At 67.9% G+C, this 25,667-nt stretch carries 29 protein-coding genes; 17 read left to right on the top strand and 12 right to left on the bottom strand.

The window, feature by feature from the left end; translation table 11 throughout:
• Positions 1 to 84 precede the first annotated feature (84 nt).
• The 6 genes from ACZ5MJ_RS10770 (at position 85) to ACZ5MJ_RS10745 (ending at position 5,493) form a co-directional block, all read left to right on the top strand.
• Positions 85 to 522 carry a PaaI family thioesterase gene (locus tag ACZ5MJ_RS10770; protein WP_078196102.1) on the top strand — a complete coding sequence of 146 codons (438 nt, stop codon included), beginning with the start codon at positions 85 to 87 and terminating at the stop codon, positions 520 to 522.
• A 92-nt stretch (positions 523 to 614) separates the two neighbouring features.
• On the top strand, positions 615 to 1,625 hold the full coding sequence (locus ACZ5MJ_RS10765) for an NADP-dependent oxidoreductase (RefSeq protein WP_464219249.1): 1,011 nt from the start codon (positions 615 to 617) through the stop codon (positions 1,623 to 1,625).
• A gap of 81 nt (positions 1,626 to 1,706) precedes the next feature.
• Entirely contained in the window at positions 1,707 to 2,555 is an 849-nt protein-coding gene (locus ACZ5MJ_RS10760; protein ID WP_464219248.1) for a class II aldolase/adducin family protein, read from the top strand.
• Positions 2,556 to 2,603: 48 nt separating this feature from the next.
• The gene (locus tag ACZ5MJ_RS10755; RefSeq protein WP_464219247.1) at positions 2,604 to 3,539 is read left to right on the top strand and encodes a glutathione S-transferase family protein; all 936 of its coding nucleotides are present in this window, start codon (positions 2,604 to 2,606) and stop codon (positions 3,537 to 3,539) included.
• 65 nt (positions 3,540 to 3,604) lie between these two features.
• Positions 3,605 to 4,507, top strand: a complete 903-nt coding sequence (locus ACZ5MJ_RS10750) for an SDR family oxidoreductase (RefSeq protein ID WP_464219245.1) — start codon at positions 3,605 to 3,607, stop codon at positions 4,505 to 4,507.
• A 38-nt stretch (positions 4,508 to 4,545) separates the two neighbouring features.
• A complete protein-coding gene (locus tag ACZ5MJ_RS10745; protein ID WP_464219244.1) occupies positions 4,546 to 5,493 on the top strand; it encodes an alpha/beta fold hydrolase in 948 nt (315 codons plus the stop codon).
• A 39-nt stretch (positions 5,494 to 5,532) separates the two neighbouring features.
• On the opposite strand, the gene ACZ5MJ_RS10740 is transcribed toward ACZ5MJ_RS10745, so the two are convergent.
• Positions 5,533 to 6,054 carry an O-acetyl-ADP-ribose deacetylase gene (locus tag ACZ5MJ_RS10740; protein WP_464219242.1) on the bottom strand — a complete coding sequence of 174 codons (522 nt, stop codon included), beginning with the start codon at positions 6,052 to 6,054 and terminating at the stop codon, positions 5,533 to 5,535.
• Positions 6,055 to 6,141: 87 nt separating this feature from the next.
• Positions 6,142 to 7,290, bottom strand: a complete 1,149-nt coding sequence (locus ACZ5MJ_RS10735) for an iron-containing alcohol dehydrogenase (RefSeq protein WP_464219240.1) — start codon at positions 7,288 to 7,290, stop codon at positions 6,142 to 6,144.
• Between the two features lie 335 nt (positions 7,291 to 7,625).
• On the opposite strand from ACZ5MJ_RS10735, the gene ACZ5MJ_RS10730 reads away from it, so the two are divergent.
• The 3 genes from ACZ5MJ_RS10730 to ACZ5MJ_RS10720 all read left to right on the top strand — a co-directional run bounded on the left by ACZ5MJ_RS10730 (position 7,626) and on the right by ACZ5MJ_RS10720 (position 10,267).
• Positions 7,626 to 8,648, top strand: coding sequence for an alpha/beta hydrolase (locus ACZ5MJ_RS10730; RefSeq protein WP_464223701.1), 1,023 nt, complete (start codon positions 7,626 to 7,628; stop codon positions 8,646 to 8,648).
• Between the two features lie 74 nt (positions 8,649 to 8,722).
• A complete protein-coding gene (locus ACZ5MJ_RS10725) occupies positions 8,723 to 9,709 on the top strand; it encodes a tripartite tricarboxylate transporter substrate binding protein (protein ID WP_464219238.1) in 987 nt (328 codons plus the stop codon).
• A gap of 120 nt (positions 9,710 to 9,829) precedes the next feature.
• Complete coding sequence (locus tag ACZ5MJ_RS10720) at positions 9,830 to 10,267, top strand: YbgC/FadM family acyl-CoA thioesterase (RefSeq protein WP_078196113.1); 438 nt, start codon at positions 9,830 to 9,832, stop codon at positions 10,265 to 10,267.
• 62 nt (positions 10,268 to 10,329) lie between these two features.
• Here ACZ5MJ_RS10720 and denD read toward each other — a convergent pair whose 3' ends face one another.
• The 7 genes from denD to ACZ5MJ_RS10685 all read right to left on the bottom strand — a co-directional run bounded on the left by denD (position 10,330) and on the right by ACZ5MJ_RS10685 (position 17,345).
• Positions 10,330 to 11,304 carry a D-erythronate dehydrogenase gene (gene denD, locus ACZ5MJ_RS10715; protein ID WP_464219236.1) on the bottom strand — a complete coding sequence of 325 codons (975 nt, stop codon included), beginning with the start codon at positions 11,302 to 11,304 and terminating at the stop codon, positions 10,330 to 10,332.
• Between the two features lie 38 nt (positions 11,305 to 11,342).
• On the bottom strand, positions 11,343 to 12,125 hold the full coding sequence (gene otnI, locus ACZ5MJ_RS10710; RefSeq protein ID WP_464219235.1) for a 2-oxo-tetronate isomerase: 783 nt from the start codon (positions 12,123 to 12,125) through the stop codon (positions 11,343 to 11,345).
• 55 nt (positions 12,126 to 12,180) lie between these two features.
• Complete coding sequence (locus ACZ5MJ_RS10705) at positions 12,181 to 13,554, bottom strand: MFS transporter (RefSeq protein WP_464219234.1); 1,374 nt, start codon at positions 13,552 to 13,554, stop codon at positions 12,181 to 12,183.
• 131 nt (positions 13,555 to 13,685) lie between these two features.
• Positions 13,686 to 14,339: a 3-oxo-tetronate 4-phosphate decarboxylase gene (gene otnC, locus ACZ5MJ_RS10700; RefSeq protein ID WP_464219233.1), complete on the bottom strand. Its 654-nt coding sequence runs from the start codon at positions 14,337 to 14,339 to the stop codon at positions 13,686 to 13,688.
• Positions 14,336 to 15,646: a 3-oxo-tetronate kinase gene (gene otnK / locus ACZ5MJ_RS10695; protein ID WP_464219232.1), complete on the bottom strand. Its 1,311-nt coding sequence runs from the start codon at positions 15,644 to 15,646 to the stop codon at positions 14,336 to 14,338. The genes otnC and otnK overlap by 4 nt, the downstream gene beginning before the upstream one ends.
• A 15-nt stretch (positions 15,647 to 15,661) precedes the next feature.
• Complete coding sequence (gene ltnD, locus ACZ5MJ_RS10690) at positions 15,662 to 16,555, bottom strand: L-threonate dehydrogenase (RefSeq protein ID WP_464219231.1); 894 nt, start codon at positions 16,553 to 16,555, stop codon at positions 15,662 to 15,664.
• A 55-nt stretch (positions 16,556 to 16,610) separates the two neighbouring features.
• On the bottom strand, positions 16,611 to 17,345 hold the full coding sequence (locus ACZ5MJ_RS10685) for a FadR/GntR family transcriptional regulator (protein WP_432260010.1): 735 nt from the start codon (positions 17,343 to 17,345) through the stop codon (positions 16,611 to 16,613).
• Positions 17,346 to 17,554: 209 nt separating this feature from the next.
• On the opposite strand from ACZ5MJ_RS10685, the gene ACZ5MJ_RS10680 reads away from it, so the two are divergent.
• On the top strand, positions 17,555 to 17,983 hold the full coding sequence (locus ACZ5MJ_RS10680) for a GNAT family N-acetyltransferase (protein ID WP_464219229.1): 429 nt from the start codon (positions 17,555 to 17,557) through the stop codon (positions 17,981 to 17,983).
• 10 nt (positions 17,984 to 17,993) lie between these two features.
• Here the strand turns inward: ACZ5MJ_RS10680 and ACZ5MJ_RS10675 are convergent, their stop codons facing one another.
• From ACZ5MJ_RS10675 to ygfZ, 3 genes are all read right to left on the bottom strand, one after another.
• Complete coding sequence (locus tag ACZ5MJ_RS10675) at positions 17,994 to 18,821, bottom strand: NRDE family protein (RefSeq protein WP_464219228.1); 828 nt, start codon at positions 18,819 to 18,821, stop codon at positions 17,994 to 17,996.
• A gap of 74 nt (positions 18,822 to 18,895) precedes the next feature.
• Positions 18,896 to 19,186, bottom strand: coding sequence for a DUF4936 family protein (locus tag ACZ5MJ_RS10670; RefSeq protein ID WP_013956564.1), 291 nt, complete (start codon positions 19,184 to 19,186; stop codon positions 18,896 to 18,898).
• Between the two features lie 18 nt (positions 19,187 to 19,204).
• Positions 19,205 to 20,221 (bottom strand): CAF17-like 4Fe-4S cluster assembly/insertion protein YgfZ, encoded by a 1,017-nt coding sequence (ygfZ, locus tag ACZ5MJ_RS10665; RefSeq protein ID WP_464219227.1) that lies wholly within the window; start codon positions 20,219 to 20,221, stop codon positions 19,205 to 19,207.
• Between the two features lie 226 nt (positions 20,222 to 20,447).
• Between ygfZ and mltG the strand changes: the two genes are divergently transcribed.
• The 7 genes from mltG to ACZ5MJ_RS10630 all read left to right on the top strand — a co-directional run bounded on the left by mltG (position 20,448) and on the right by ACZ5MJ_RS10630 (position 25,653).
• Positions 20,448 to 21,443 carry an endolytic transglycosylase MltG gene (mltG, locus tag ACZ5MJ_RS10660; protein ID WP_464219226.1) on the top strand — a complete coding sequence of 332 codons (996 nt, stop codon included), beginning with the start codon at positions 20,448 to 20,450 and terminating at the stop codon, positions 21,441 to 21,443.
• A 7-nt stretch (positions 21,444 to 21,450) separates the two neighbouring features.
• Positions 21,451 to 22,062, top strand: a complete 612-nt coding sequence (tmk, locus tag ACZ5MJ_RS10655) for a dTMP kinase (RefSeq protein WP_432260015.1) — start codon at positions 21,451 to 21,453, stop codon at positions 22,060 to 22,062.
• A gap of 19 nt (positions 22,063 to 22,081) precedes the next feature.
• Complete coding sequence (locus ACZ5MJ_RS10650) at positions 22,082 to 23,089, top strand: DNA polymerase III subunit delta' (RefSeq protein WP_464219225.1); 1,008 nt, start codon at positions 22,082 to 22,084, stop codon at positions 23,087 to 23,089.
• Positions 23,090 to 23,154: 65 nt separating this feature from the next.
• Positions 23,155 to 23,547, top strand: a complete 393-nt coding sequence (locus ACZ5MJ_RS10645; RefSeq protein ID WP_464219224.1) for a PilZ domain-containing protein — start codon at positions 23,155 to 23,157, stop codon at positions 23,545 to 23,547.
• 37 nt (positions 23,548 to 23,584) lie between these two features.
• Complete coding sequence (locus ACZ5MJ_RS10640) at positions 23,585 to 24,091, top strand: N-acetyltransferase family protein (RefSeq protein ID WP_464219223.1); 507 nt, start codon at positions 23,585 to 23,587, stop codon at positions 24,089 to 24,091.
• A gap of 28 nt (positions 24,092 to 24,119) precedes the next feature.
• Positions 24,120 to 24,914, top strand: coding sequence for a TatD family hydrolase (locus ACZ5MJ_RS10635; protein WP_464219222.1), 795 nt, complete (start codon positions 24,120 to 24,122; stop codon positions 24,912 to 24,914).
• Positions 24,907 to 25,653 (top strand): ankyrin repeat domain-containing protein, encoded by a 747-nt coding sequence (locus ACZ5MJ_RS10630; RefSeq protein WP_464219220.1) that lies wholly within the window; start codon positions 24,907 to 24,909, stop codon positions 25,651 to 25,653. The genes ACZ5MJ_RS10635 and ACZ5MJ_RS10630 overlap by 8 nt, the downstream gene beginning before the upstream one ends.
• Positions 25,654 to 25,667: the final 14 nt, after the last annotated feature.

Here is a 25,667-nt window from a genome sequence, read left to right as displayed (position 1 = left end):
AAGGGGCAACCCGGCGCCGCTTGGCGGAACGCCGGATTGCCATCAAACTTGGGGCCGACACCCAACTCCGGACTCGCAATCGCCATGAACCAGTTCAAAGGCCCCCTGACTCACATTCCCTTCCTCGCCGACCTCGGCGTGACCTGCAACTTCGCCGAAGGCGGGCGCAGCGAGATCGCGCTGCCGATCGAGAAGCGCCACCAGAACAGCTGGGACATGGCCCACGGCGGCGTGATCATGACGCTGCTCGACGTGGCCATGGCGATCGCCGGCCGCAGCAGCGACGCCGATGGCCGGGGCGTGGTCACCATCGAAATGAAGACCAGCTTCATGGCACCGGGCCGCGGCGCGCTGACCGCGCGCGGCACCACTGTGCACCGCACAACCACCATGGTGTTCTGCGAAGGCGAGATCGTCGACGCCGACGGCAAGACCGTGGCGCGTGGCTCGGGCACCTTCAAGTACATCCGGCGCATGCCGCCGCAGCGCCCGGGTGAAACCGATACCGGTGCCGACGGCTGAGCGCCGGCACCGATGCAGCAGACGGGGCAGCGCCGCTGTCCTGCCCGAGGCAATATTCCAGCAGTTCCCATTCCTACTGAAAGGAATCGACCATGTCCAACACGTTCAAGCGCATCGTCCTGGCCTCGCGTCCCGAAGGCGCGGTGACGCCGGCCAATTTCCGCCTGGAAGAAGTGCCCGTGCCGCAGATCGCCGACGGCCAGGTGCTGGTGCGCAACCATTACCTGTCGCTGGACCCGTATATGCGCGGCCGCATGAACGACAGCAAGTCCTACGCCGCGCCGCAGCCGCTCGATGAGGTCATGATCGGCGGCACCGTGGGCGAAGTGGTGGAAAGCAAGAACAGCAAGTTCAAGCCGGGCGACAAGGTGGTCGGCATGTTTGGCTGGCAGGAAATGGGCGTCAGCGACGGCACCGGCCTGCAGCCGGTCGACACCACGCATATCCCGCTGTCGGCCTACCTGGGTTCGGTCGGCATGCCGGGCGTGACCGCCTGGTATGGCCTGAACAAGATCATCATGCCCAAGCCGGGCAAGACCATCGCGGTCAGCGCGGCCTCCGGCGCGGTGGGCAGCGTGGTCGGGCAACTGGCCAGGCTGGCCGGCTGCCGTGCGGTCGGCTTTGCCGGCGGCAAGGACAAGTGCGACTACGTGGTCAATGAACTGGGCTTCGACGCCTGCATCGACTACAAGGCGGCCAGGGATCCCAAGGAGCTCTACACGATGCTCAAGGAAGCCACCCCGGACGGCATCGACGGCTATTTCGAGAACGTCGGCGGCGATATCCTGGACGCCGTGCTGGCGCGCATGAATGCCTTCGGCCGGATCGCCCTGTGCGGCATGATCGCCGGCTATGACGGCCAGCCGATGCCGCTGAAGAACCCGCAGCTGATCCTGGTGTCGCGCCTGACCGTCGAGGGCTTTATCGTCTCCGAGCACATGGAGGTCTGGCCGCAGGCGCTGAAGGAACTGGGCACCGCCGTCGCGCAGGGCAAGCTCAAGTTCCGCGAGAGCATCGCCGAAGGCCTGGCCAGCGCGCCGGAAGCCTTTATCGGCCTGCTCAAGGGCAAGAACTTCGGCAAGCAGCTGGTCAAGCTGGTCTGACCGGCCTGCATGCAGGGCCGCGGCGCGCCACCCGGGCGTGCCGCGCGCAACGGATATCACCCAAAAAAACAGGAGACACCGATGAATGCCCCGCAAGCCCCGCAAATCCAGAGCGCCGACGAGATCGGCGCCGGCCTGCCCGAAGAGGTGAAGGCCCGCTACCGCAACCTGCCGCGCCCGCCGCAGTTCGCCACCGCCGCCGAAGAGCGCCTGCACCGCAAGCAGCGCCTGGCCGCGGCCTTCCGGCTGTTTTCCAAATTCGGTTTCGATGAAGGCGTGGCCGGCCATATCACCGCACGCGACCCGGAGTTTCCCGATACGTTCTGGGTCAATCCCTTCGGCGTGCATTTCAGCCAGGTCAAGGTGTCCAACCTGATCCGCTGCGATCACCACGGCGACGTGGTGGAGGGCGACTACCCGGTCAATGCCGCGGCCTTCGCCATCCATTCGCGCGTGCACCAGACCCGCTCCGACGCAGTCGCGGCCGCCCATTCGCACAGCACCTATGGCCGCGCCTGGTCAACGCTGGGCCGCCCGCTCGATCCGCTGACGCAGGACGTCTGTGCGTTCTACAACGACCATGCGGTCTATGACGATTTCGGCGGCGTGGTGGTGGAGCTGGACGAGGGCCAGCGCATTGCCAACGCGCTGGGCCAGAACAAGGCCGCCATCCTGCAGAACCATGGCCTGCTGACGGTGGGCAAGACCGTCGACGAAGCCGCCTGGTGGTTCATCACCATGGAGCGCTCGTGCCAGGTCCAGTTGCTGGCCGAAGCCGCCGCCGCACGCACCCAGGCGCCGCTGAAGGTGATTTCGGACGCCGCAGCGCGCCAGGCTTATTCGATCGTCGGCACGGCGCAGGCAGGCTGGTTCCAGTTCCAGCCGCTGTATGCCCGCATCGTCAGGGAACAGCCGGACCTGCTGGACTGACCTGCGCGGCGCGCTTCGGCACGTTCAGCAATCATGGAGGTGGACCGCATGGCCGACATCATTCTTCATCAGTACGCAACTTCGCCGTTCTCGGAAAAGGTCCGCCTGCTCCTGGGTGCCAAGGGGCTGGCCTGGCAGGCGGTGGAAATCCCCGCCATCCTGCCCAAGCCTGACCTGCTGGCGCTGACCGGCGGCTATCGCCGCACGCCGGTGATGCAGGTGGGTGCCGATGTCTATTGCGACACCGCGCTGATCTGCGAGGTGCTGGATGCGCTGGCGCCCACGCCGGCGCTCTATCCGCCGGCCCAGGCCGCGGTGGCGCGGCTCGCGGCCGCGTGGTTCGATACGGCGCTGTTCACCGCGTCGGTGACCTATGTGTTCCAGCCGGCCGGTGTCGCCAGCATGCTGGGACACCTGTCGCCGGCGCAGATCCAGGCGTTCACCGCGGACCGCAAGGCCATGCGCGGCGATACCAACGCGCTGCGCATGCCGCTGGCGGAAGCGACCGCGTTGCTGCATGAGACTTTCGGACACCTGGAAACGCAATTCGCGGCTGGCATCGGGCATGTGGCCGGTCCGGCGCTGTCGATTGCCGACTTCTCGCTGTACCACAACCTCTGGTTTATCCGCCGCGCCGGCGCGCTGGCGCAGCTGCTGGAGGCTTATCCGCGGCTGCAGGCCTGGTATGCGCGCATGAACACCTTCGGCCATGGCCGGCCGCGCGTGATCGGGGGCGAGGATGCGATCGGCGCCGCGCTCAGGGCCGACCCGGCTGCGCTGGACGAGGGCGTGATCGCCGATACCGGACTGCAGGCGGGTGACGCCATCACCGTCACGCCCACCGACTACGCGCGTGACCCGGTGGCCGGCGTGCTGCTGGCGCTGACCGCGCACCGCGTCACGCTGCGCCGCCAGGACACACGGGCAGGCGCGCTCAATGTGCATTTCCCGCGGCAGGGCTACCAGGTGCAGCGCGCCGCCTGAGTGCGCGCAGAGCATCCAGCCCCCCATTCCACACACGATCTACGCGACAGGACAGGACAGACAATATGAAGGATTTCTCCAACAAGGTGGCTGTCATTACCGGCGGCGCTTCGGGCTTCGGGAAGGAATTCGCCCGCGTCGCCGCCGACCTCGGCATGAAGCTGGTGCTGGCCGATGTGCAGGAAGACGCGCTGGACGCGACCGTAGCGGAGTTCAAGTCACGCAATGTGCCGGTGATCGGGTTGCGCACCGACGTCTCGCGCGCCGAGCAGGTCCAGGCGCTGGCCGATGCCGCGATCGAGGCCTTCGGCCAGGTCAACCTGCTGTTCAACAACGCCGGCGTCGGCGCGGGCGGCCTGATCTGGGAGAACTCGGAGAAGGACTGGGAGTGGGTGCTGGGCGTCAACCTGTATGGCGTGGTGCACGGCGTGCGCATCTTCACGCCGCTGATGCTGGCGGCCGCAGCGAAGGATCCGGCCTACCAGGGTCATATCGTCAATACGGCATCGATGGCGGGCCTGCTGAACCCGCCGGCGATGGGCGTGTACAACGTGTCCAAGCATGCGGTGGTGGCGCTGAGCGAAACGCTGTACCAGGACCTTGGGCTGGTCACGGAGCAGGTGCACTGCTCGGTACTGTGCCCATACTTCGTGCCGACCGGCATCAGCCAGTCGCAGCGCAACCGGCCCGCCGACATGGCCAACCAGGCGCCACCGACGCGTTCGCAGCTGGTGTCGCAGGCCTTGTCGGACAAGGCCGTCGGCTCCGGCAAGGTGACCGCCGCGGAGGTGGCGCAGGTGACGTTTGATGCCATCCGCGACGAAAGCTTCTATATTTATTCCCACCCCCAGGCGCTCGCCCCCGTGCGCCAGCGTTTCGAGGATATCGTCGGGCAGCGCAATCCCGGCGATCCGTTTGCCGACAAGCCCGAGGTCCGCGCGGGCCTTGTTGCCGCGTTGCGCGGCTGACCTTCGCCAGCACAACGCAACAACGAGGAGGACCGCATATGGAGAACAACATGGCCGCCCCCGCCGCCGTGATCCGCCACCTGCAGTACGCCACGCTGCCCAATGGCACCCGCCTGCACTACGCCAGCGCGGGCGAGCGCGGCAAGCCGCTGATGCTGTTCGTGCACGGATTTCCTGAATTCTGGTTCGAATGGGAGGCCCAGCTGGCCGAGTTCGGGCACACGCATTTTGCCGTGGCGCCGGACCTGCGCGGCTACAACCTGTCGAGCAAGCCCGCCGACGTCGACGCCTACCGGCCGCGCCATATCGTCGAAGACCTGGTGCAGCTGGTCAGTGCGCTGGGCTATGACCAGGCCGTGGTGGTGGCGCACGACTGGGGCGGGGCGATCTGCTGGAACCTGGCAATCCAGTTCCCGCAGCTGGTGCGCCAGCTCATCATCGTCAACTCGCCGCATCCCTACCTGTTTGCGCGCGCGCTGGCCACCGATCCGGCGCAGCAGGCGGCTTCCGCCTACATGAACTGGCTGCGCAAGCCGGGCTCGGAAAAGGCACTGGCTGCCGACGACTTCGAGCTGCTGGACCGGATGCTGGCCGACGCCGACGGCAAGTCGGCGGCTTGGTACACGCCCGAGACGCGCGCCAGGTACCACGCCGCGTGGTCCCAGCCTGGCGAAGGCAAGGATGCGGACGTCCATCCGCTCACCGGTGGCGTCAATTTCTACCGCGCCTCGCCCATGCACCCGCCGGGCGAGGGCGAGCCGCCGCCCGATATCTCGCGCCTGGACCCGGCTGCTTTTGTGGTCAAGGTGCCGACGCTGGTGATCTGGGGCGAGCGTGACCGCGCGCTGCCAAAGTCACTGGTGGACGGGCTGGGCGATTTCGTGCCGGACCTGCGCCTGGAACGCATCCCCGAGGGCACGCACTGGGTGATCCACGAGCAGCCGGAACGGGTCAATCAGCTGATCCGCAGCGCGCTGTCGGCGTGACCTGGGCGTGCGGCTGCCTTGGGGCAGCCGCACGCGGCTTCAGGTCAACCGCTCGCGGTACAGCCGGTAATTCTCGTCATCGAAGCAGACGAAAGTGATCTGCTCGATTTCCGGCGCCGTGGCCAGGGCCTCGCGCACCGCGGCGATGGCGATATCCGCCGCGCGCTCGCGCGGGAAAGCATAGATGCCGGTGCTGATATTGGGAAAGGCCAGCCGGCGCAGGTGATGCTGCGCCGCCACGCGGATGCTGTTGCGGTAGGCATTGGCCAGTTGTTCGTCCTCGCCCTTGCCGCCGCCTTGCCAGACCGGCCCGACCGCGTGGATCACGTAAGGCGCCGCCAGGCGGCCGCCGGTGGTGATCACCGCCTCGCCGGTGGGACAGCCGCCCTGCGCGTCGCGGATCGCGCGGCAGGCCTCCATGATGGCAGGGCCGCCGGCCCCGTGGATGGCCCCGTCGACCCCGCCGCCGCCTAACAGGCCGCTATTGGCCGCGTTAACGATGGCATCGACTTCCATCCGGGTGATATCGCCATGGACTACCTGCAAGTGCTCGCCGCTCATGGTGTCTCCTGCGCTGTGAGGGAGGGCCGCCGGACAGCCGCTTGGTCGGTCAGGCCGGCGGGAGGCTGCTTTGTGCTACATGGTGTACTACATGGACTGCTCAAGCATACGCCGATAATCCGCGGCGCTGGCTTCTTTCGGGTTGGTCTTGTGGCAGTGGTCGACCAGCGCGCCGGCAATTACCTTGTCGAACATGTTCTCGGTGACGCCCATCTGGCGCAGGCCGGTGGGCAGGCCCAGGCGCGCGGTCATGTCGTGCACGGCCTGCGCGATATCGGCGCCGTCGGGCAGGTGCATGGCGCGGCGCAGGCGTGCGTAGCGGTCGTCGCGCACCACCGTGGGCGCGTCGGCGTTGAAGCGCAGCACCGCGGGCATCACCACTGCATTAAGGGTGCCGTGGTGCAGGCCGGTGCGACCGTCGATCTTCAGCCCGCCCAGCGGGTGCGACAGCGAATGCACGCAGCCCAGCCCCTTCTGGAACGCCATCGCGCCCTGCATCGATGCGCTCATCATGTTCAGGCGCGCGTCGCGGTCCTGGCCGTCGCGGGTGGCGCGCTCGATATGGCCCCAGCCGCGCTCGAGGCCGTCCAGCGCAATGCCGTCCGCGGGCGGGTTGAAGGCAGGGGCCAGGAAGGTCTCGATGCAGTGTGCAATCGCGTCCATGCCCGTGGCCGCGGTCAGGCCGGCGGGCAGTCCCAGCGTCAGTTCCGGGTCGCACACGGCGGACTTGGGCAGCAGGTGCCACGAATGGAAGCCCAGCTTGCGGCCGTCGTCCAGGATGATGATGGCGCCACGCGCCACTTCGCTGCCGGTGCCTGAGGTGGTGGGCACCGCAATCAGCGGCGCCGCCTTGTCGGTGATCTTGCCGCTGCCGCCTTCGATGGTGGCATAGGTGGTCAGCTCGCCCTCATGCGTGGCCAGGATGGCGATGCCCTTGGCCAGGTCGATCGACGAGCCGCCGCCCACCGCCACCAGCCCGTCGCAGCCTTGCTCGCGGTACTGCGCGGCGGCCTTGCGCACCATAGCCTCGGTCGGGTTCGACGGGGTCTCGTCGAAGACCGCGACCGGCAGGCCCTGCATCGCATCGATGGCGCGTTGCGCCACGCCCGCGGCGACCACGCCCTTGTCGGTCACCAGCAGCGGGCGGCGGATGCCGATGCGCGCGCATTCGGCCTTGAGCACGCTTACCGCGCCGAAATCCAGGTGAATGTGGGTCAGGTAATAGATAAACGCCATGTTTGCTTGTCTCCTGCCGGGATATGCCGCGAAATCATTCTTCAGCATGCGTCTGCAACATTGCTCGCCACGCGTGCTGTCTTGGGTTTCAATAGCCTGTGCAGTATTGTTTCCGGAGCGCTTCGCATTGCTTCAGCCGATCATCGCGCAAAAACTTCCCGCGTGGCAGCCTGGGCGGGACTTTTCGGGGTTATCTCGTACTGCCCGGCTCCTGGAACATCTGGCATCATACTAAAATCGAACGATCGTTCACTATTCGAACTTCTCCCGATGCGGGCGACGCGGCAGAGCTTCCGCGTGGCGCTGGCGCCGGGTCCGGATCCGCATCCTTGCCTATGTCCGCCGCACCGCCTCCCAATCCTGATGCGCCAGCCACGCCCGGCCTGCCGTCCAGCCCGCTCGACCCGCAGGTTGCCGCGCTGCTGGAGCTGATCTCGCGTGTCAAGGGTCCACCGCTCTACGAGATGGAGCCGGAGGACGCCAAGATCGCCTACGAGAAAAGCGCGTCGATCCTGGATATCAACCCGCCGCCGGTGCATATGGCGGAAGACCTGCTGGTGCCGGGCCGTGACGGGCACGCCATCCCGGTCAGGCTGTACACCCCGCGCGAGGCCAGCTGGACCGAGCCGCTGCCGCTGCTGGTGTATTTGCACGGCGGCGGCTTCACGGTCGGCAGCGTCAATTCGCACGATCCGCTGTGCCGGCTGCTGTGCTGCCAGGCGGACTGCATGGTGCTGTCGGTCGATTACCGGCTCGGGCCGCAATGGCGCTTCCCGACGGCGGCCAACGATGCCTTCGACGTGCTGCACTGGGTTTTCGCCGAAGCCGACAAGCTGGGCGCCGACCCCGCGCGCATCGCGCTGGGCGGCGACAGCGCCGGCGGCACGCTGGCCGCCGCCTGCGCGGTCGAGGCCCGCAATGCCGGCCTGGCGCCGGCGCTGCAGTTGCTGATCTATCCGAGCACCTGCGCGCGCCAGGACACGCCGTCGCACCGCGCGCTGGCCGACGGCTACCTGCTGACGGCGGAGATGATCCGCTGGTTCTTTTCCCAGTATCTGAACGGGGAAGCCAGCCGCGACGATTGGCGCTTTGCCCCGCTGGACGGCGGCGGCACCGGCGCCGAGGTGCGTGGCGTCTGCCCGGCCTGGGTCGCCGTGGCCGGCTACGACCCGCTGCACGACGAGGGCGTGGCCTACGCGGAGAAGCTGCGCGCCGCCGGCGTGTCCGCCACGCTGGTGGAGTACCCCGGCATGATCCACGATTTTTTTAAGCTGGGCCGGTTCGTGCCGGCGGTGGCGCAGGCACATGCCGATGCCGTTGCCGCGCTGCGCGCCGCGTTCGGCACATCACAAGACTAGCCTCGCGGCCGGGCCACGCCGGCCCGGCCTTCATTTTTCAGCAGTGAATTGCAGCACAAGGAGACATAGTCAAAATGCAACGCCGCCACTTTATCGCCCGCGCGGGCATCGCCGCCGCCGCCGCCGCGGCCATGGGTCTTGCCGCCATGCCTGCCCAGGCACAGGCTGACAAGTTCCCGCAGCGCCCGATTCGCCTGGTGATCGGCTATACCGCCGGCGGCTCCACGGATATCCCGTTCCGCGTGCTTGCCGACAACGCCTCGAAGATCCTGGGCCAGCCCGTGATCGTCGAAAACAAGCCCGGTGCCGGCGGCGTGCTGCCCGCGCAGATGATGCAGACCACCGCGCCGGACGGCTACACGCTGGCCCAGGTCGCCATGCCGGTCTACCGCCTGCCGTACACCACCAAGATCAACTGGGACCCGGTCAAGGACCTGAGCTACGTCATCAACCTCGCTGGCTACTCGTTCGGCCTGGTGGTGCCGGCCGATTCGCCGATCAAGACGATGCAGGAGTACATCGCTTACGCCAAGGCCAATCCGGGCAAGCTGACCTACGGCTCGCCGGGCTCGATGACCACGCTGCACCTGACCATGGAAGAGCTGGCGATGAAGCAGGGCGTGCAGTTCTCGCACATCCCCTACAAGGGCAATTCCGAGTCGATGCAGGCGCTGCTGGGCGGCCACGTGATGTCGGTCGCTGACACGCCGGCCTGGGCGCAGTACGTGGAGCAGGGCAAGCTGCGCCTGCTGTCGACCTGGGGCGAGAAGCGCTCGGCGCGCTTCCCCAATGTGCCGACGCTGAAGGAATTGGGCATGGGCATCGTGCAGACCTCGCCGTTCGGCCTGGTCGCGCCCAAGGGCACCGACCCGAAGATCGTGCAGAAGCTGCATGACGCCTTCAAAAAGGCCATGGACATGCCCAACTACCGCGAAGCGCTGGCCAAGTTCGACATGGAGCCGTACTACATGAACAGCCAGCAGTACGCGCAGTTCGCGGCCGATACGGTCAAGAAGGAAAAGGCGATCATCGAGAAGCTGGGGCTGGCCAAGGCGCAGTAAGCGCAATCTGCCTGCAGCCATCACAGCATCCATCCAGGCCGCCGCGCCTGCCGGCCCAGTCCGGCGGGCCGGCGGCCTGGTGTTTTGACAAGCACGACTACGAACAAGGAGACCACGCCGATGGCCAAAGAGGATTTCCGCCACAGCATCCCGCTGCGCGTGCGCTGGGCCGAAGTCGATCCGCAATCGATCGTCTTCAACGCGCACTACCTGACCTATTGCGATATCTGCGTGACCGAGTACTGGCGTGCGCTGGGCATCCGCTACCCCGAAGACGTGCTGCACGCGCACGGCGTGGATATCTTCGTGGTCAAGTCCACGCTGGAGTATCACGCCTCGGCGCGCTTTGACGATGAGCTGGAAATCCGCGGCCGCATGTCGCGGCTGGGGCGCTCCAGCATGCTGTTCCGGGTCGAGATGTTCCGCGGCGACGAACACCTGATCACCGGTGAGATCGTCTATGTGTGCGCGGATCCGGCCACGCAGAAATCGGCGGCGATTCCGGGGCCGGTGCGGGAGATCATCGAGGGGTATGAGGTGGTGAAGCCGGCTGCGTGATGCCGGCGGCGAACGGCCCTCAGCAAATCAGAGGGCCGTCGCAACAACGTAGTTGGAGCCGCTTACTTGCCCAGCCCCGCATCCTCCATATACGCCCGAATCGCGTCATCGAAGCTCGCGTCGCTCAGGAACCCCAGCGACAGCGCACGCTCCGCATTCCACGCCGCCGGCCAGGTGCCGACGATGTTCTCCACGCGCGCCTCACGTTCCCACGTCACGCGGTCGGCCACGGCATCGCCCGCCACGCGGCGCAGCGCGTCGACCATGCCGGCAGCCGTGACCGACAGGCCCGGCAGGTTCACCACGCGGCGGTTGCCCAGCCGCTGGCCGGCCAGTTCGATGCCGTTGACCAGCGCGGCCACGGCAGCGCGCGGCGACAGCAGCCACAGCGGCGTATCCGGTGCCACCGGGCAGTTGGCGCCGACGCCCGACAGCGGCTCGCGGATGATGCCGCTGGCGAACGACGAGGCCGCCGCATTGGGCTTGCCCGGGCGCACGCTGATGGTGGGCAGGCGCAGCACGCGGCCGTCGACAAAGCCGCGGCGGCTGTAGTCCGACAGCAGCAGCTCGCCGATGGCCTTCTGCACGCCATACGACGATTGCGGGTTCAGCGCGGTGTCGTCCTGCACCACCGGCGGCAGCTGGCCGCCGTAGACCGCGACCGAGCTGGTGAACAGCACGCGCGGCTGGTGGCCCAGCTCGCGGCAGGTTTCCAGCAGCGCGCGGGAGGCGTCCAGGTTGACGCGCATGCCCAGGTCGAAATCGGCCTCGGCCTGGCCGCTGACCACGGCGGCGAGGTGGAATACGGCGCCGGTGTCCGTGTCGATGGCCTGGCGCAGCACCGCGGGGTCGGACAGGTCGCCGGTGACCACGCGCACGCGCGCATCGTCCAGGCCCTGCGGCGCCACCACGTCCAGCAGCGTCAGGCGCGTGATGGCGACGGGCTGGCCGTCCAGGTTCAGGGCGCCGCGCTGCAGCAGCAGGCGGGCGAGTTGCAGGCCGAGGAAGCCGGCGCCGCCGGTAATCAGTACGTTCATGGCAGGATGGGAGCGGTTGTTCTTGGGGTTTGCCGCGATCAGCGGCCAAGGTAGGGCTTGAGCCAGCCCAGCCCCGCCGAGGTGCCGGCGCGCGGGCGGTATTCGCAGCCGATCCAGCCGCCGTAGCCAAGCGTGTCCATGACCTCGAACAGGTAGGGGTAGTTCAGTTCGCCCACGTCCGGCTCATGGCGCTCGGGCACGCCGGCGATCTGGATATGGCCGATGCCCGCGATGTCGCGCCTGAGCTTCATCGCGATATCGCCTTCGACGATCTGGCAGTGGTAGCAGTCGAACTGCACCTTCAGGTTGGCCGCGCCGACTTCCTTGCAGATGGCCTGGCCGTCGTCCTGGCGGTTCAGGAAATAGCCCGGCATGTCGCGCGTGTTGATCGGCTCGATCAGCACGGTCACGCCCTGGGCGGCGGCAGCGCTGGCGGCAAAGGCGAGGTTGTCGAGGTAGATTGCGCGGCAGCGCGCGCGGTCGGCATCGGCGGGGATCAGGCCCGCCATCACGTGGATGCGGTCATTGCCGATCACGCCGGCGTATTCCAGCGCGCGGCCGATGGTGCCGCGGAATTCCGCCTCGCGCCCGGGCAGGGCGGCCAGGCCGCGTTCGCCCGCTGCCCAGTCGCCCGGCGGCGCATTGAACAGCGCCTGCGCGAGACCGTTCGCGTCCAGGCGCGCGCGCAGTTCGGCGGCGGCGTGCTCGTACGGGAACAGGTACTCCACCGCCTGGAAGCCGTCCGCCGCGGCAGCGGCGAAGCGGTCCAGGAAAGCGTGCTCGTGGTACATCATCGACAGGTTTGCGGCGAAGCGCGGCATGGGAACTCCAAAGCGATAGCAGGGGCGGGCCCGGCCGCGGCCGGGCCCGCCGGATTCAACGATTGACCAGTTTAGCTGGCGTCAGCCACACCAGCGCGGCGCCGACCACCAGGATCGCCGACAGCACATACATGCTCGACTGCGTGCTGTGGGTCAGGTCGGTCAGGTAGCCCACCATGTACGGCGCGACAAAGCCGGCCAGGTTGCCCACCGAGTTGACCACGGCAATCCCCGAGGCGGCGGCGATGCCGGTCAGGAACGAGGTCGGCAGCGACCAGAACAGCGGTGCGCAGGTCAGCACACCGGCGGCGGCCAGCGACAGCGCGGCGATGGCCACTCCCGTATTCTTGGTGAACGAAGCGGCAATGGCAAAGCCCACCGCGCCCATCAGCGCCGGCACGATCAGGTGCCAGCGGCGTTCGCGGCGCGCATCGGCGCTGTGGCCCAGGATGTTCATCACGACCACGGCGCAGAGGAAGGGGATGGCCGACAGCAGGCCGATATTGAGGTTGCCGGTGACGCCGCTGGTTTTCACCAGCGTGGGCATCCAGAAGGTCAGCGCGTACTGGCCGGTGACGAAGCAGAAGTAGATCAGGCACATCCACCACACGCGGCGGTCGGCGAACACCGCGCCCAGCGAGTGGCCGTGGGCCTTGCCGGCGGCGGTGGCGGCGCTCTGGGCGCTGCGCTGGTCTTCCTCGATATTGCGCTTGAGCACGCGCTTTTCATCGGCGTCGAGCCACGGCGCCTTGTCGATGCCGTCGCGCAGCACGAAGACCGTTACCACGCCGATCACAAACGCGGGCAGCGCCTCGAGCAGGAACATCCATTGCCAGCCGCGCAGGTCATGCGTGCCGTTGAAGGCGTCCATGATCAAGCCCGACAGCGGGTTGCCGAACATGCCCGCGATCGGGATGCCCGACATGAACAGCGCGATCATCCTGGCGCGGCGGTTGGCCGGGAACCAGTAGGTCAGGTACAGGATCACGCCGGGGTAGAAGCCCGCTTCCGCCAGGCCGAGCAGGAAGCGCATCGCGTAGAACTGGGTCGGCGTCTTCACGAACAGGAACAGCGCCGAGATGATGCCCCACGTGATCATGATGCGCGCGATCCAGATGCGCGCGCCGATGCGATGCATCAGCAGGTTGCTGGGCACCTCGAACAGGAAGTAGCCGATAAAGAACAGGCCGGCGCCGAGGCCGAACACGGTTTCGGAGAAGGCCAGGTCCTGGGCCATCTGCAGCTTGGCGAAGCCGACGTTGACGCGGTCCAGGTAGGCAACCACGTAGCACAGCATCAGGAACGGCATGATGCGCCAGAACACCTTGTTGTAGGCGCGTTTCTCGACTAAGGCGTCGCTGTCCAGCCGGGCGTTGCCGCCCAGGCTGTCAAGGGCGGGCACGCTTGCCGCCGGTTGGTTTGGGTTCACGGTAGTCTCCGGGTATGTTGGTGGGTCTAGTAATGCGGCGGCGCGCGGAATGCAGGCATGCGCGTCCCCCGCACGGTGGCCGCAAGGCAACCGCGCCGGGTGAAGCCGTCGTTTATCGGGGAAAAGCGGTGTTACCAGCGCGCCTGGAAGGCGTCGCGCAACTCAGCCAGTGCGCTGTCCGGCAGCGCCGCGCGGGCGGCAAAGCCCGGCACGTCTTTCATCGTCATCCATAGCTTGGCGGTCTCCTCCAGTTCTTCCAGCGCGAACGCGGCGCGCGAGACGCTGGACTCCCACACCACCGGCCCGAGGCGCTCCAGCAGCACGCCGCGCACCTGCGCGGCCAGCGTGGCCACGCGCGCGGCCACTGCCGGATCGCCGGGGCGATGGTAGGGAATCAGCGGGATATGGCCGACCTTCATCACGTAGTAAGGCGTGAGCGGCGGCAGTACGTCGTCCGGTTGCCAGACACCGGCCAGCGTCAGGGCCACGAGGTGCGTCGAGTGCGTATGCACCACGGCGTGCGCCCCGGGGTTGTTGTCGTAGATCGCGCGATGCAGCGTCAGCGTCTTGGAAGGCTTGTCGCCCGACACCCAGCGGCCATCGGTAGCCACCTTGGCGACGGCGGCAGGATCCATCATGCCCAGGCAGGCATCGGTCGGCGTGATCAGCCAGCCGTCGTCCAGCCGCGCGCTGATATTGCCGGCGGAGCCCACGGTATAGCCGCGCTGGTACAGGCTGGCGCCGATGCGGCAGATCTCTTCGCGCAGTTTGCTTTCGGAACTCATGCCTGGCCTCCAAGCTGGCGCAGCGCCTCGTCAAAGAAGTCCGGGCCGCCGAAGTTGCCCGACTTGAGCGCCAGCGCCAGCGGCTTCGCGTCCAGCGTGACGGTGGCCGGCACGCCCGGTGCAATCTGCGCGCCGATGCGCAAGGCGCGCACGCCCAGCGCCTGCACCACCGCGCCCGAGGTTTCCCCGCCCGCGACCACGAAGCGGCGCGTGCCGCGTGCCAGCAGCCCGGCGGCAACCGTGGCCAGGCATTGTTCGACCAGGTGGCCCGCGCGCTCCACGCCCAGCTCGGCCTGCACGGCCTTGACCTGGTCGGGGCTGGAGGTCGCGTAGATCAGTACCGGCTCGTCATGGCCGGCGGCAAAGGCCAGCGCCGCATCGGCCACGGCTTCGCCGCGCGCCAGCGCCAGCGGGTCGATGCGCAGCGCCGGGCGGCCTTGTTCCAGCCAGCGTGCCACCTGGCCGTTGGTCGCGCGCGAGGCGCTGCCGGCCAGCACCACGCCCGGGCTGTCGATGGCCGGCACCGCGTCGGCGTCGCCGCGCTGCGGCAGCAGGCCGGCACGGCGGAAGTTCTCGGGCAGGCCCAGCGCGATGCCGGAGCCGCCGGTGATCAGCGGCAGGCCGGCGCAGGCTTCGCCCAGCGTGAACAGGTCGGCGTCGGAAACCGCATCGGCAATCGCCAGCCGCACGCCGTCAGCGCGCAGCGCGGCAATGCGCTCGGCCGTGGCCTGCGCGCCGCGCGCCACGGCGTCGTAGCGCAGCAGGCCCACCTTGTCCTGGCTCTGGCGCTGCAGCACGCGCACCAGGCTGGCATCGGTCATCGGCGTCAGCGGATGGTGCTCCATGCCCGATTCATTGAGCAGCACGTCGCCCACGAACAAGTGGCCGCGGAAGATGGTGCGGCCGTTCTCCGGGAAGGCCGGGCAGGCGATGGTGAAGTCGCTGTCCAGCGCCGCCAGCAGCGCCTCGGCGACCGGGCCGATATTGCCGGCATCGGTCGAGTCGAAGGTCGAACAGTACTTGAACACAAACTGGCGGCAGCCTTGCGCGCGCAGCCATTGCAGCGCGGCCAGCGACTGGGCCACGGCCTCGGCGGCCGGGATGGTGCGGGACTTGAGCGCGACCACCAGCGCATCGGCTTCGCCGATGTCCTGCACGGTGCCGCCATCAGGCAAGCCAATGGTCTGCACCGTGCGCATGCCGTTGCGCACCAGGGTGTTGGCAAGATCGGTGGCGCCGGTGAAATCGTCGGCGATGCAGCCCAATAGTGGGCGATGGGGGCGATGGGTGAGGGTGCCTGCGGTCATCTTTGCTTCCCCCGCTTACTCGGCCTTGCCCGGCAGCCCGATGCCCGGGAAGATCTTGATCACGGCCGAATCGTCCTCGCCACCATGGCCGGCGGTGGACGCCATCATGAACATCTGGTGCGCGGCCGCGGACAGCGGCAGCGGGAATTTGCTGTGGCGCGCGGTGTCGAGCACCATGCCCAGGTCCTTGACGAAGATGTCGACCGCCGACAGCGGCGTGTAGTCGCCCTTCAGGATATGCGGCACGCGGTTCTCGAACATCCACGAATTGCCGGCGCTGTGCGTGATCACGTCATAGAGCGCGTCCGGGTCCACGCCTTCGCGCAGGCCCAGCGCCATGGCCTCGGCGGCCGCGGCGATATGCACGCCGGCCAGCAGCTGGTTGATGATCTTGACCTTGGAACCCGCGCCGTGCGCGGCGCCCAGGCGATACACCTTGCCGGCGATGGCGGCCAGCACGTCCTCGGCCAGCGCATAGGCTTCGGCGGGTCCCGACGTCATCATCGTCATCTCGCCGCTGGCGGCGCGCGCGGCGCCGCCCGAGACCGGCGCGTCCAGCATCAGCAGGCCCTGTTCGGCGAGCCGGCGGCCCAGCGCCTCGGCAAAGCCCGGTGGCACCGTGGCGCTGGCGATCACCAGCTTGCCCGGCTCCATCGCCGCCGCGGCACCGTTGGCGCCGAACAGCACCGCCTCGGTCTGCTGCGCATTGACCACCAGCGTCAGCACCACGTCGCAGCGGCTGCCCAGCTCGGCGGGTGAGGCGCACGGCACGCCGCCGGCATCGGCAAAGCGCTGCAGCACCTCGGGGCGCAGGTCGCACGCGTGCACATTGAAGCCGGCACGCAGCAGCGACTGCGCGACACCAAAGCCCATGGCACCAAGGCCGATGACGCCGATATTCCTGGACATGAAGGGACTCCTGAAACAGATACGGATGATTCGATGGTCTGGGGTTACGTGCGCGTCAGTTGGTGGCGCCGTGCGCTTCGCCGCTCTCGTCTGCGCCCTGCTGGGCCAGCCGGTGCGCGGCGTTGTACATATGGTTCTGCGCGGCATTGCGCGCGGCCAGCGGGTCGCCGGCGCGGATGGCGGCGACGATGGCCTGGTGTTCTTCACGCACCTGGCGCGAAAAGTCCGCGCGGCGCGCCTCGTTGGTCCGCGTTACGCGCGTGGCGGCTTCCAGGTACTGGCTGAGGAAGGCCAGCGTCTTCAGGAAATACGGATTGCCGGTGGCCTCGGCGATGGCGCGGTGGAACGCTACGTCAGCGGCAACACCGTCGCCGCCGTGCGCGACCTCTTCGTCGAGGCGGGCGAGCGCGGCGTCGATGGCCGCCATCGACGCATCGGTACGGCGCCGGGCGGCCTGCGCGGCCACCTCGGCCTCGATCGCGCGGCGCAGCTCGACGATCTGCAGCACCGATTCCAGCGTGCCGGTGTCGGTGTAGTCGATGCGCAGCGGCCGGATGCCGGCCTGCAGCGTCACGAACACGCCGCTGCCCTGGCGCGACTCGACCACGCCTTCGTACTTGAGCCGGGAGATGGCCTCGCGCACCACGGTGCGGCTGACGCCGAACTCCTCGGACAGGACCGCCTCGGTCGGCAGCTTGTCGCCGCGGGCGAAGGCGCCGTTCTGGATCTTGTCCAGCAGTTGTTCGGCGACGTTGTCGGTGAGGGCGCGGGCAGGGACTTTCTGGAACACGGCAGCTTCCCGGGTTATTCGGTAATAAGGTCATCATACAAATTTGCTAAAGCGATGCCGATCCCGGGAAAACCCTGACGTGGTGCATATCATGTACCGAATGATCCGCTTTGGTGCGTCGGCGATCGCGGCGGCACTGGCGTATCATGGGCGCCCGTCCGCAAGCCGCGTCGGACGCTATCATTCCCCAAGTGCCTGAATTCATCGTCATGTCCGTCACCGTCCTGATCTGCCCCTGGTCCGAAGCCCGCGAACGCGCGCGCGCCATCCGCTACACCGTCTTTGTCGAAGAGCAGGGCGTGCCGGTGGAACTGGAATGGGACGAATGGGACGAGCCGAGCTGGCACGCGCTGGCGCTGGCCGAGGACGGCACCCCGGTGGCCACCGGCCGGCTGCTGCCCGATGGCCATATCGGGCGCATGGCGGTGCTGCAGTCAGCGCGCGGCACCGGCGTCGGCGCGCTGGTGCTGGAGGCACTGATGGGCAAGGCTGAAGCGCTGGGCTATCCGGAACTGGTGCTGAACGCGCAGACGCACGCGGCGCCGTTCTATGCGCGCGTGGGTTTTGCGCAGGTGGGACCGGAATTCGAAGAGGCGGGCATCCCGCACGTGGAGATGCGCAAGCGGCTGGTCGGCTGAGCCGGAGCGGTCAGCGCGGTGCCTGCACGATGCCGGTGTCGCGCGACAGATTCAGCTTGCCGTGATAGGACACATCGCCGATGCGGCCGTCGGCGTCGAAGCTGCGCTCGCTCAGGTCGAAACGGCCATCGTGGCGCACCCGCAGTACCGTGCTGGCGCGCGTGCCGTACAGCGGCGAGCGGATGAACGCGGACGACAGCAGCTTTTCCCACTCCGGTGCAACGCCCGTGGAAGGCAGCTCGAAATCCGCCGCCTGGCGCTCGTCGGCCAGCATCTGCAGGTAGGGCTCGGCGCTGGCGTTGGCGTTGCCGCTGTCGGCGGCCAGCACTTCGGCCAGCGCGCCCACGCGGCTGCGCACCTTGGGCCAGGGCGTGTCGAGCAGCGCGTTGGACAGGCCGTACAGCCCCGGGCGCAGCCGTTGCGGCTGGCGCGAGGCGGAGCGGTTGCTGTACCACCAGAGTTCACGCAGGTCGCTCGCCAGCAGGTTGAAGCCGTTGTAGCAGCCGTCTTCGCCGGCGAGGCCGTCCAGGTAGTCGAACGGCGCCGCGTGGCCGCGCAGGAAGCCGGCCACCAGTTCGCCGCGCGAACGGGCATCGGTGCGTTTTTCGGAAGGGGCGCGGTAGTTGGTCAGCGCGGCAAAGCGGCCGTCGGCGTTGACGCCCATCCAGGTGCCGGGCTCGCCGATGACTTCCGCCAGGTCGCGCCCGGCCAGCACCTGCGGCGCATCCTGCCACCAGTGCGCGGCCGCCGCGGGGCGGACGTAGAATTCATCGCGGTTGCCGGCGACGACCAGGGCATAGTCCGGGTGGGATTGCCAGGCAACCAGGATCAGGCACATTGCTTTGCTTCCTTTGCCGCCGGGGTTGCTGCAGTAGCGCCCGACGTACTTCAGTCCAACGGCAGTCAAGACGCCTACAGCACGTCAAGGTCGACAAAGTGCTCGGCCCGCCGCTCGCCATCCACCCACTGGTCCAGCCCGCTCTGCCGCCACAGGCCTTCCAGCGTGGCATCGAACGCGGGCGGCACGTCGGCGTAGCACTCCATCCAGGTCTGCACGCCGGCGCGGGTTTCCGGCCTGCGCATCAGCGTACCACCAATTCCGGTCGCTTCGGCGACCGTCTCCATCCAGCGGTGCCAGTGCGGCAGCGCCTCGGCGGCGACGGCTTCCGGGACGCGGAAATAGACGTAGAGGTGATCGCTCATGGCGGCTCCTGCAGGGTTTCAGCCAGCAGCCTGGGCGGCCTCGCCCAGCGGCACCTCGTAGGGCAGGGAGGCGGTGGTCACGTCCGCGCCCTCGGCACTGCCCAGGCGCAGCGCGCTGGCGGCGGCGTCGATCTTGAGTTCGGCCAGCCCGGCCCAGCCGCCCCGGGGCGCGGGCGTGGCGTTGACGATCATGCCGCACGGCTGGCCCGGATCTTCCGGGCGATAGATCTCGGCCGCGGGCGCCGGCACTTCGCCTTGGCCCTGTACCAGCCACATGCGGCGCTTGAGCGTGCCGCGGTACTGGCTGCGCGCGACGATTTCCTGTCCGGGATAGCAACCCTTGCGGAAATTGACGCCGCCCACCAGTTCTAAATTGATCATCTGCGGCACGAACTGCTCCTGCGTGGCCGCGACAATGCGGGGCAGGCCCGACTGCACTTCCAGCCAGTCCCACAATGCGGGCGAGGCGCCTTGCAGCGTGGCGGAAAGCGCCGCGCGCACCGCGTCGGCCCGCTCGGCCGGCAGCACCAGCTGCCAGCGCGGCTGGCCGGCGCCATCCGGCAGGCGGATCACGGTGACGCCGTCGGTCTCGGTCACGGCAAGGGCTGCTTCCGGCGCGGGCAGGCCAGCAGCGGCAAGCGCCTTGGCAGCGCCGATCCCGGCGACGCCGAGGACCGCATGGGTAGGGGTGATATCGGACAGCTTGGCCTTGGCGCGCAGCACGAACATCGACAGCCGCTTCTGCACCGGGGCCTGGATATCGGCAGACAGCTGCAGCACGATGCCTTCGGCGTCGCGCCACATCAGGAACGTGGCGAGCAGCCGCCCCTTGGGCGAGCAGTAGCCGGCCAGGCGCGCCGCGCCCGCATCCAGGTCTTCGACCGCATTGGTCAGCTGGGTGTGCAGGAAGCTGGCGGCGTCGTCGCCGGCCACGCGAACGAGGCCGAGCCCGGCCGGGGTGCAAACGATGCCGCCGCCGTTCAGCGCGTCAAGGTTTGCGGCGAGTTCCTGGGCTTGGGCATTCAATTCTGGCATTGCGTGGCAATCGTCGAGGCAAATCGGAGAGGGAACAAAGCACTTGTCGCACCCGTTGTGCGAGGCGCCGGGCGGGGCCCGCGGGCGGCGCCGGCGTCACGGGTCATGGTCGGTGCGAGGCTGCCGGTTATTATATGGGGCTATGAGATTTTCGGCCGGTGCCGGCGGCGCGGGGTGGTGCGCAAGCCCTCCGACGGTCCCCGACAGCCGCCTTTATTCCTGATACATGAAACGTTTTTTCCTTAGTCTTGGGTTGGCCGTGCTGGTGTTCGCGCTGGCGGCAGCAGGCGCGTTCGCGTGGTGGGCCAATCACCCGCTGCGCCTCAATAATTCGCCGCTGGAGGTGGTGATCAAGCCCAGTTCCGGGGTTGCCAGCGTCGGCCGCCAGATCCAGCGCGGCGGCGTCGGCATGGACCCGCGGCTGTTCATGTTGCTGGTGCGCCTGACCGGGCATGGCCCGGACCTGAAGGCCGGCGGCTATGAATTCGAGACCGGCGCCACGCCGCTGTCGATCATCGGCAAGCTGGCGCGCGGCGAGGTCACGCACTACGTGGTCACGGTGATCGAGGGCTGGGAATTCCGCAAGATGCGCGCCGCCGTCGACGCCAGCCCGGCGCTGAGCCACGACACCCGGGGCATGTCCGACGCGGAACTGATGAAGGCCATCGGCGCCGCCGAGACCGCGCCCGAAGGGCTGTTCTTCCCCGATACCTACCTGTTCGCGCGCGGCAGCAGCGATATCGAGCTGTACAAGCACGCCTACCACGCCATGCAGCGGCGCCTGAACGAAGCCTGGAACGCGCGCGCGCCCGACCTGCCCTACAAGACCCCGTACGAGGCACTGGTGATGGCGTCGATCGTCGAGAAGGAAACCGGCCAGGCCGCGGAGCGCCCGATGATCGCCGCTGTCTTCGTCAACCGGCTCAGGAAGAACATGATGCTGCAGACCGACCCGACCGTGATCTATGGCCTGGGCGAGCGCTTCGACGGCGACCTGCGCAAGCGCGACCTGCAGGCCGACACCCCGTACAATACCTACACCCGCACCGGCCTGCCGCCCACGCCCATCGCGCTGCCGGGGCTGGCCTCGCTGGCGGCGGCTACCACGCCGGCGCCGTCCGACGCGCTGTACTTCGTCGCCCGCGGCGACGGCAGCAGCCATTTCTCCAACTCGCTTCCCGAACACAACCGCGCGGTCGACAAGTACCAACGCGGCAAATAGGCATTCCATGCGCGGAAAATTCATCACGTTTGAAGGCATCGACGGCGCCGGCAAGAGCACCCATATCGACTGGGTTGCCGACCGCCTGCGCGCACGCAGCGATATTGCCGGTGTCGTCACCACCCGCGAGCCCGGCGGCACGTCGCTGGGCGAGGACCTGCGCCAGATCCTGCTGCATCGCAAGATGCACCTGGAAACCGAGGCGCTGCTGATGTTCGCGGCCCGCCGCGAGCATATCGCCGAAGTCATCGCCCCCGCGCTGGAGCGCGGCAAATGGGTGATCTCCGACCGCTTCACCGACGCCACCTTCGCCTACCAGGGCGGCGGCAGGGGCCTGGCCACCGAGCGGCTGGAAGTGCTGGAGGACTGGGTGCAGGGCGGCCTGCAGCCGGACCTGACGCTGCTGTTCGACGTGCCGCTGGAAACCGCCAGCGCGCGCCTGGCCGGGGCGCGCGCGCCCGACAAGTTCGAGGCCGAATCGCGCGCCTTCTTCCAGCGTACCCGCGACGAATACCTGCGCCGCGCGGCCCAGTCGCCGCAGCGCTTCCGCGTGATCGACGCCACGCGCAGCATTGCCGATATTCGCGATGAACTTGAGAAGATCATCGCAACCATCTGATTTTTAAGCACTGAATCACATGCTATATCCCTGGCAGAAGGAAGACTGGCAACGGCTTGGCGCGCTGCGCGAGCGGCTGCCGCATGCCTTGCTGATCCATGGCCAGCAAGGCATCGGCAAGCGCGACCTAGCCCTGCATTTCGCGCAGGGGCTGTTGTGCGAGGCGCCGCTGCCGGACGGCCAGCCCTGCGGCCAGTGCGCCGCCTGCCACTGGTTCAGCCAGGGCAATCACCCGGACTTCACCGTGGTGCGGCCCGAGGCACTGGACGCCACGTCCGAGGCCGAGACCGACGAAGGCGGCAAGAAGAAGGCGCCCAGCAAGATCATCCGCATGGAGCAGGTGCGCGCGCTGATCGAGGCCGTAGGCGTGGGCACGCACCGGGCCGGGCTGCGCGTGGTGGTGGTGTATCCGCTCGACGCGCTGCAGACCGAAGGCGCCAATGCGCTGCTGAAGACGCTGGAAGAACCGCCGCCGTCCACTGTGTTCCTGCTGGTGACCGACCGGCTGGACCGCATCCTGCCGACCATCCTGTCGCGCTGCCGCCAGTTCTCTGTCCAGCGCCCGACGCCGGAAGCCGCGCTGGCGTGGCTGCGCGGACAGGGCGTGGCCGATGCCGAAGCCCAGCTGGCGCTGGCCGGCGGTTCGCCGCTGACCGCGCTGCATGCGGCCGAGGCCGAGGAGCAGCCGCTGCAGCGCTGGCTGGTCGGCCAGCTGGGCGCCGCAGCCGCCTTCGACGCCTCTGCCGCGGCCGAGCAACTGCAGAAGCTGTCCGTGCCCGCCGTGCTTGGCATCCTGCAGCGCTGGACGTACGATCTGCTGACACTGCGCCTGGACGGCAGCGCCGCCCCGCGGTACTTCCCCAAGGAGCGGGTCGTGCTGGCGCGCTGCGCCGAAGCCACCGATGCGCACCGGCTGCAGGCCTTTGCCTCGCGGCTGGCCGCGCACCGCCGCAGCGAGAACCATCCGCTGGCGGCCCGGCTGGTGATGGAAGCGGTATTCCTGGAATACCGGCAACAGTTCCGGTAGCAGGCAGGCAGGCAGTCAAAACAAAGCCATAACAACAAGCAGCATCGTCATTCTGGGGGTCAGTCATGAACACAGCAGTCGCCGGCGTACCGCTGGGTGCGCCAACGGGAAGCGGGGCGGCGTCACGCCCCAATGTGCTGTCCTTGTCGCTCAAGGACCAGGCCGGGTTGTACGCGGCCTATATGCCGTTCCTGGCGCGCGGCGGCATCTTCGTGCCGTCGAACCGGCCGTTCCGGCTGGGCGAGCAGGTGTTCCTGGTGCTGTCGCTGCTGGACCGGCCGCAGAAATACCAGATCGCGGGCCAAGTGGCCTGGATCACCCCGGCGGGCACGCCGATGAAGACCCCCGGCGTCGGCGTGCATTTCCCCGACGACGACAACGGGCGCAACCTGCGCCGCGCGGTGGAGGAGATCCTGGGCAAGATGCTGGAGTCCGGGCGCCCCACGCAAACCTTATGAACGTTGTGAAGTTATTCTCACAACTTTTTGATTTACAATGAATTTCTCGCTACGTACCGCTGAGCCCCGCGACCTGCCTGGCATCGTCGCCATCTATAACAGCACCGTGCCCTCGCGCATGGTCACCGCCGACACCGAGCCGGTCACCGTGGCCTCGCGCCAGGCCTGGTTCGATGCCCACCAGCCCGGGCGCCGGCCGCTCTGGGTGTGCGAGGACGCCGACGGCCACATGGCCGGCTGGATGAGCTTCTCAGACTTCTATGGCCGCCCAGCCTACGGCGCCACGGCTGAAGTGTCGATCTACCTGGATGCGCAGCGCCGTGGCCAGGGGCTGGGGCGCTACCTGCTGCAGCAGGCCATCGACCAGGCGCCCCAGGTCGGGGTGAACACGCTGCTCGGCTTTATCTTCGGCCACAATGCGCCCAGCCTGGGCCTGTTCGCGTCGCTGGGCTTTGCGCGCTGGGGCGAGCTGCCGCGCGTCGCCGTGCTCGACGGCGTCGAGCGCGACCTGATCATCGTCGGCCGCCGCGTGGACGTGGCCTGAACGTGGCCTGACCCACCAGAGATTCCCCATGTTTGTCGATTCCCACTGCCATATCGATTTCCCCGAGCTGGCCGCGCGCCTGCCGGAGCTGCTGGAGAACATGCGCGCCAACCAGGTCACGCATGCGCTGTGCATCTCGGTCACGCTGGAAGACTTCCCGCGCGTGCTGGCGCTGGCCGAGCAGCATCCCAACCTGTACGCGTCGGTCGGCGTGCATCCGGACTACGAAGAGGGCGAGGACCCGACGCTGGAGCGGCTGGTGGAGCTGTCCGCCCACCCGCGCGTGGTCGGCACCGGCGAGACCGGGCTGGACTATTACCGCCTGAACGGCCGCAGCATCGCCGAGATGGAATGGCAGCGCGAGCGCTTCCGCACCCATATCCGCGCCGCGCGCCAGACCGGCAAGCCGCTGATCATCCATACCCGTTCGTCCGCCGACGACACGCTGCGCCTGATGCACGAAGAGAACGCGCGCGAGGCCGGCGGCGTGATGCACTGCTTTACCGAGACCTGGGACGTCGCCCGCCAGGCGCTGGATGAGGGCTTCCATATCTCGTTTTCCGGGATCGTCACCTTCAAGAGCGCCGCGGACCTGCAGGAGACCGCGCGCAAGGTGCCGCTGGAGCGCATGCTGATCGAGACCGATTCGCCCTACCTGGCACCGGTGCCGTACCGCGGCAAGACCAATGAGCCGGCCTGGGTGCGCCATGTGGGCGAGTTCATCGCGCAACTGCGCGGGCTGCCCGTGGAACAGGTTGCGGAACAGACGACCGAAAATTTCTTCAATCTATTCAAACATATTGATAGGAAATCTCATGTTTGACATGAAGTTTGTCCGGCGCACCGCCGGCGCCCTGGCGCTGGCCGCCGCGACGCTGGCGCACGCCGCGCCCGCCGACGACATGCGCAAGGCCGTCGAATTCGACGACGCCAATACCGTCAAGAAGCTGCTGGCCAGGGGCGTCGATCCCAACGTGGTCGACAGCCGCGGCAACCCGGCCCTGGTGGTGGCGCTGCGCGAGAAGTCGCTGAAGGCGGCCACGGCGCTGATCCGCGCCAAGGACATCGACTTCGACAAGGCCAACCCGGCCGGCGAGACCCCGCTGATGATGGCCGCGCTGCAGGGCGAACTGGACATGGTCAAGCTGATGGTCGACGACATGGATGCCGAGATCAACAAGACCGGCTGGACGCCGCTGCACTATGCGGCCACCAACGGCCACAACGATGTGGTCAAGTACCTGGTCGACCATGCCGCGTATATCGATGCCGAAAGCCCCAACGCCACCACGCCGCTGATGATGGCCGCGCGCGGCGGCCATATCGAGACCGTCAAGCTGCTGCTGGATGAAGGCGCCGACATGCGCCTGAAGAACCAGCAGGGCATGACCGTGATCGACTTTGCCGAGCGCTACAACCAGGCCGAGATTGCCAACGGGCTGAAGTCGCGCTGGCAGAAGCTGTACCCGCAGACGCCGATCGTCGCGGCACCGCCGCTGAAGGCCCCCACGGGCGAGCCCGGCGGCCAGCGGCCCGCGGCGCCGCAGAGCAAGAGCCGGTAAGCCGTGCCGGCTGC

It is taken from the genome of Cupriavidus sp. LA-1 (assembly GCF_055385985.1).
The sequence above is the reverse complement of the archived record's forward strand: the minus strand, read 5'-3'. Positions and strand labels throughout refer to the sequence as shown.

Coding starts and splice junctions, on each gene's coding strand:
- ACZ5MJ_RS10770 (WP_078196102.1), top strand. CDS start 85: ATGAACCAGTTCAAAGGCCCCCTGACTCACATTCCCTTCCTCGCCGAC.
- ACZ5MJ_RS10765 (WP_464219249.1), top strand. CDS start 615: ATGTCCAACACGTTCAAGCGCATCGTCCTGGCCTCGCGTCCCGAAGGC.
- ACZ5MJ_RS10760 (WP_464219248.1), top strand. CDS start 1,707: ATGAATGCCCCGCAAGCCCCGCAAATCCAGAGCGCCGACGAGATCGGC.
- ACZ5MJ_RS10755 (WP_464219247.1), top strand. CDS start 2,604: ATGGCCGACATCATTCTTCATCAGTACGCAACTTCGCCGTTCTCGGAA.
- ACZ5MJ_RS10750 (WP_464219245.1), top strand. CDS start 3,605: ATGAAGGATTTCTCCAACAAGGTGGCTGTCATTACCGGCGGCGCTTCG.
- ACZ5MJ_RS10745 (WP_464219244.1), top strand. CDS start 4,546: ATGGAGAACAACATGGCCGCCCCCGCCGCCGTGATCCGCCACCTGCAG.
- ACZ5MJ_RS10740 (WP_464219242.1), bottom strand. CDS start 6,054: ATGAGCGGCGAGCACTTGCAGGTAGTCCATGGCGATATCACCCGGATG.
- ACZ5MJ_RS10735 (WP_464219240.1), bottom strand. CDS start 7,290: ATGGCGTTTATCTATTACCTGACCCACATTCACCTGGATTTCGGCGCG.
- ACZ5MJ_RS10730 (WP_464223701.1), top strand. CDS start 7,626: ATGTCCGCCGCACCGCCTCCCAATCCTGATGCGCCAGCCACGCCCGGC.
- ACZ5MJ_RS10725 (WP_464219238.1), top strand. CDS start 8,723: ATGCAACGCCGCCACTTTATCGCCCGCGCGGGCATCGCCGCCGCCGCC.
- ACZ5MJ_RS10720 (WP_078196113.1), top strand. CDS start 9,830: ATGGCCAAAGAGGATTTCCGCCACAGCATCCCGCTGCGCGTGCGCTGG.
- denD (WP_464219236.1), bottom strand. CDS start 11,304: ATGAACGTACTGATTACCGGCGGCGCCGGCTTCCTCGGCCTGCAACTC.
- otnI (WP_464219235.1), bottom strand. CDS start 12,125: ATGCCGCGCTTCGCCGCAAACCTGTCGATGATGTACCACGAGCACGCT.
- otnC (WP_464219233.1), bottom strand. CDS start 14,339: ATGAGTTCCGAAAGCAAACTGCGCGAAGAGATCTGCCGCATCGGCGCC.
- otnK (WP_464219232.1), bottom strand. CDS start 15,646: ATGACCGCAGGCACCCTCACCCATCGCCCCCATCGCCCACTATTGGGC.
- ltnD (WP_464219231.1), bottom strand. CDS start 16,555: ATGTCCAGGAATATCGGCGTCATCGGCCTTGGTGCCATGGGCTTTGGT.
- ACZ5MJ_RS10680 (WP_464219229.1), top strand. CDS start 17,555: ATGTCCGTCACCGTCCTGATCTGCCCCTGGTCCGAAGCCCGCGAACGC.
- ACZ5MJ_RS10675 (WP_464219228.1), bottom strand. CDS start 18,821: ATGTGCCTGATCCTGGTTGCCTGGCAATCCCACCCGGACTATGCCCTG.
- ACZ5MJ_RS10670 (WP_013956564.1), bottom strand. CDS start 19,186: ATGAGCGATCACCTCTACGTCTATTTCCGCGTCCCGGAAGCCGTCGCC.
- ygfZ (WP_464219227.1), bottom strand. CDS start 20,221: ATGCCAGAATTGAATGCCCAAGCCCAGGAACTCGCCGCAAACCTTGAC.
- mltG (WP_464219226.1), top strand. CDS start 20,448: ATGAAACGTTTTTTCCTTAGTCTTGGGTTGGCCGTGCTGGTGTTCGCG.
- tmk (WP_432260015.1), top strand. CDS start 21,451: ATGCGCGGAAAATTCATCACGTTTGAAGGCATCGACGGCGCCGGCAAG.
- ACZ5MJ_RS10650 (WP_464219225.1), top strand. CDS start 22,082: ATGCTATATCCCTGGCAGAAGGAAGACTGGCAACGGCTTGGCGCGCTG.
- ACZ5MJ_RS10645 (WP_464219224.1), top strand. CDS start 23,155: ATGAACACAGCAGTCGCCGGCGTACCGCTGGGTGCGCCAACGGGAAGC.
- ACZ5MJ_RS10640 (WP_464219223.1), top strand. CDS start 23,585: ATGAATTTCTCGCTACGTACCGCTGAGCCCCGCGACCTGCCTGGCATC.
- ACZ5MJ_RS10635 (WP_464219222.1), top strand. CDS start 24,120: ATGTTTGTCGATTCCCACTGCCATATCGATTTCCCCGAGCTGGCCGCG.
- ACZ5MJ_RS10630 (WP_464219220.1), top strand. CDS start 24,907: ATGTTTGACATGAAGTTTGTCCGGCGCACCGCCGGCGCCCTGGCGCTG.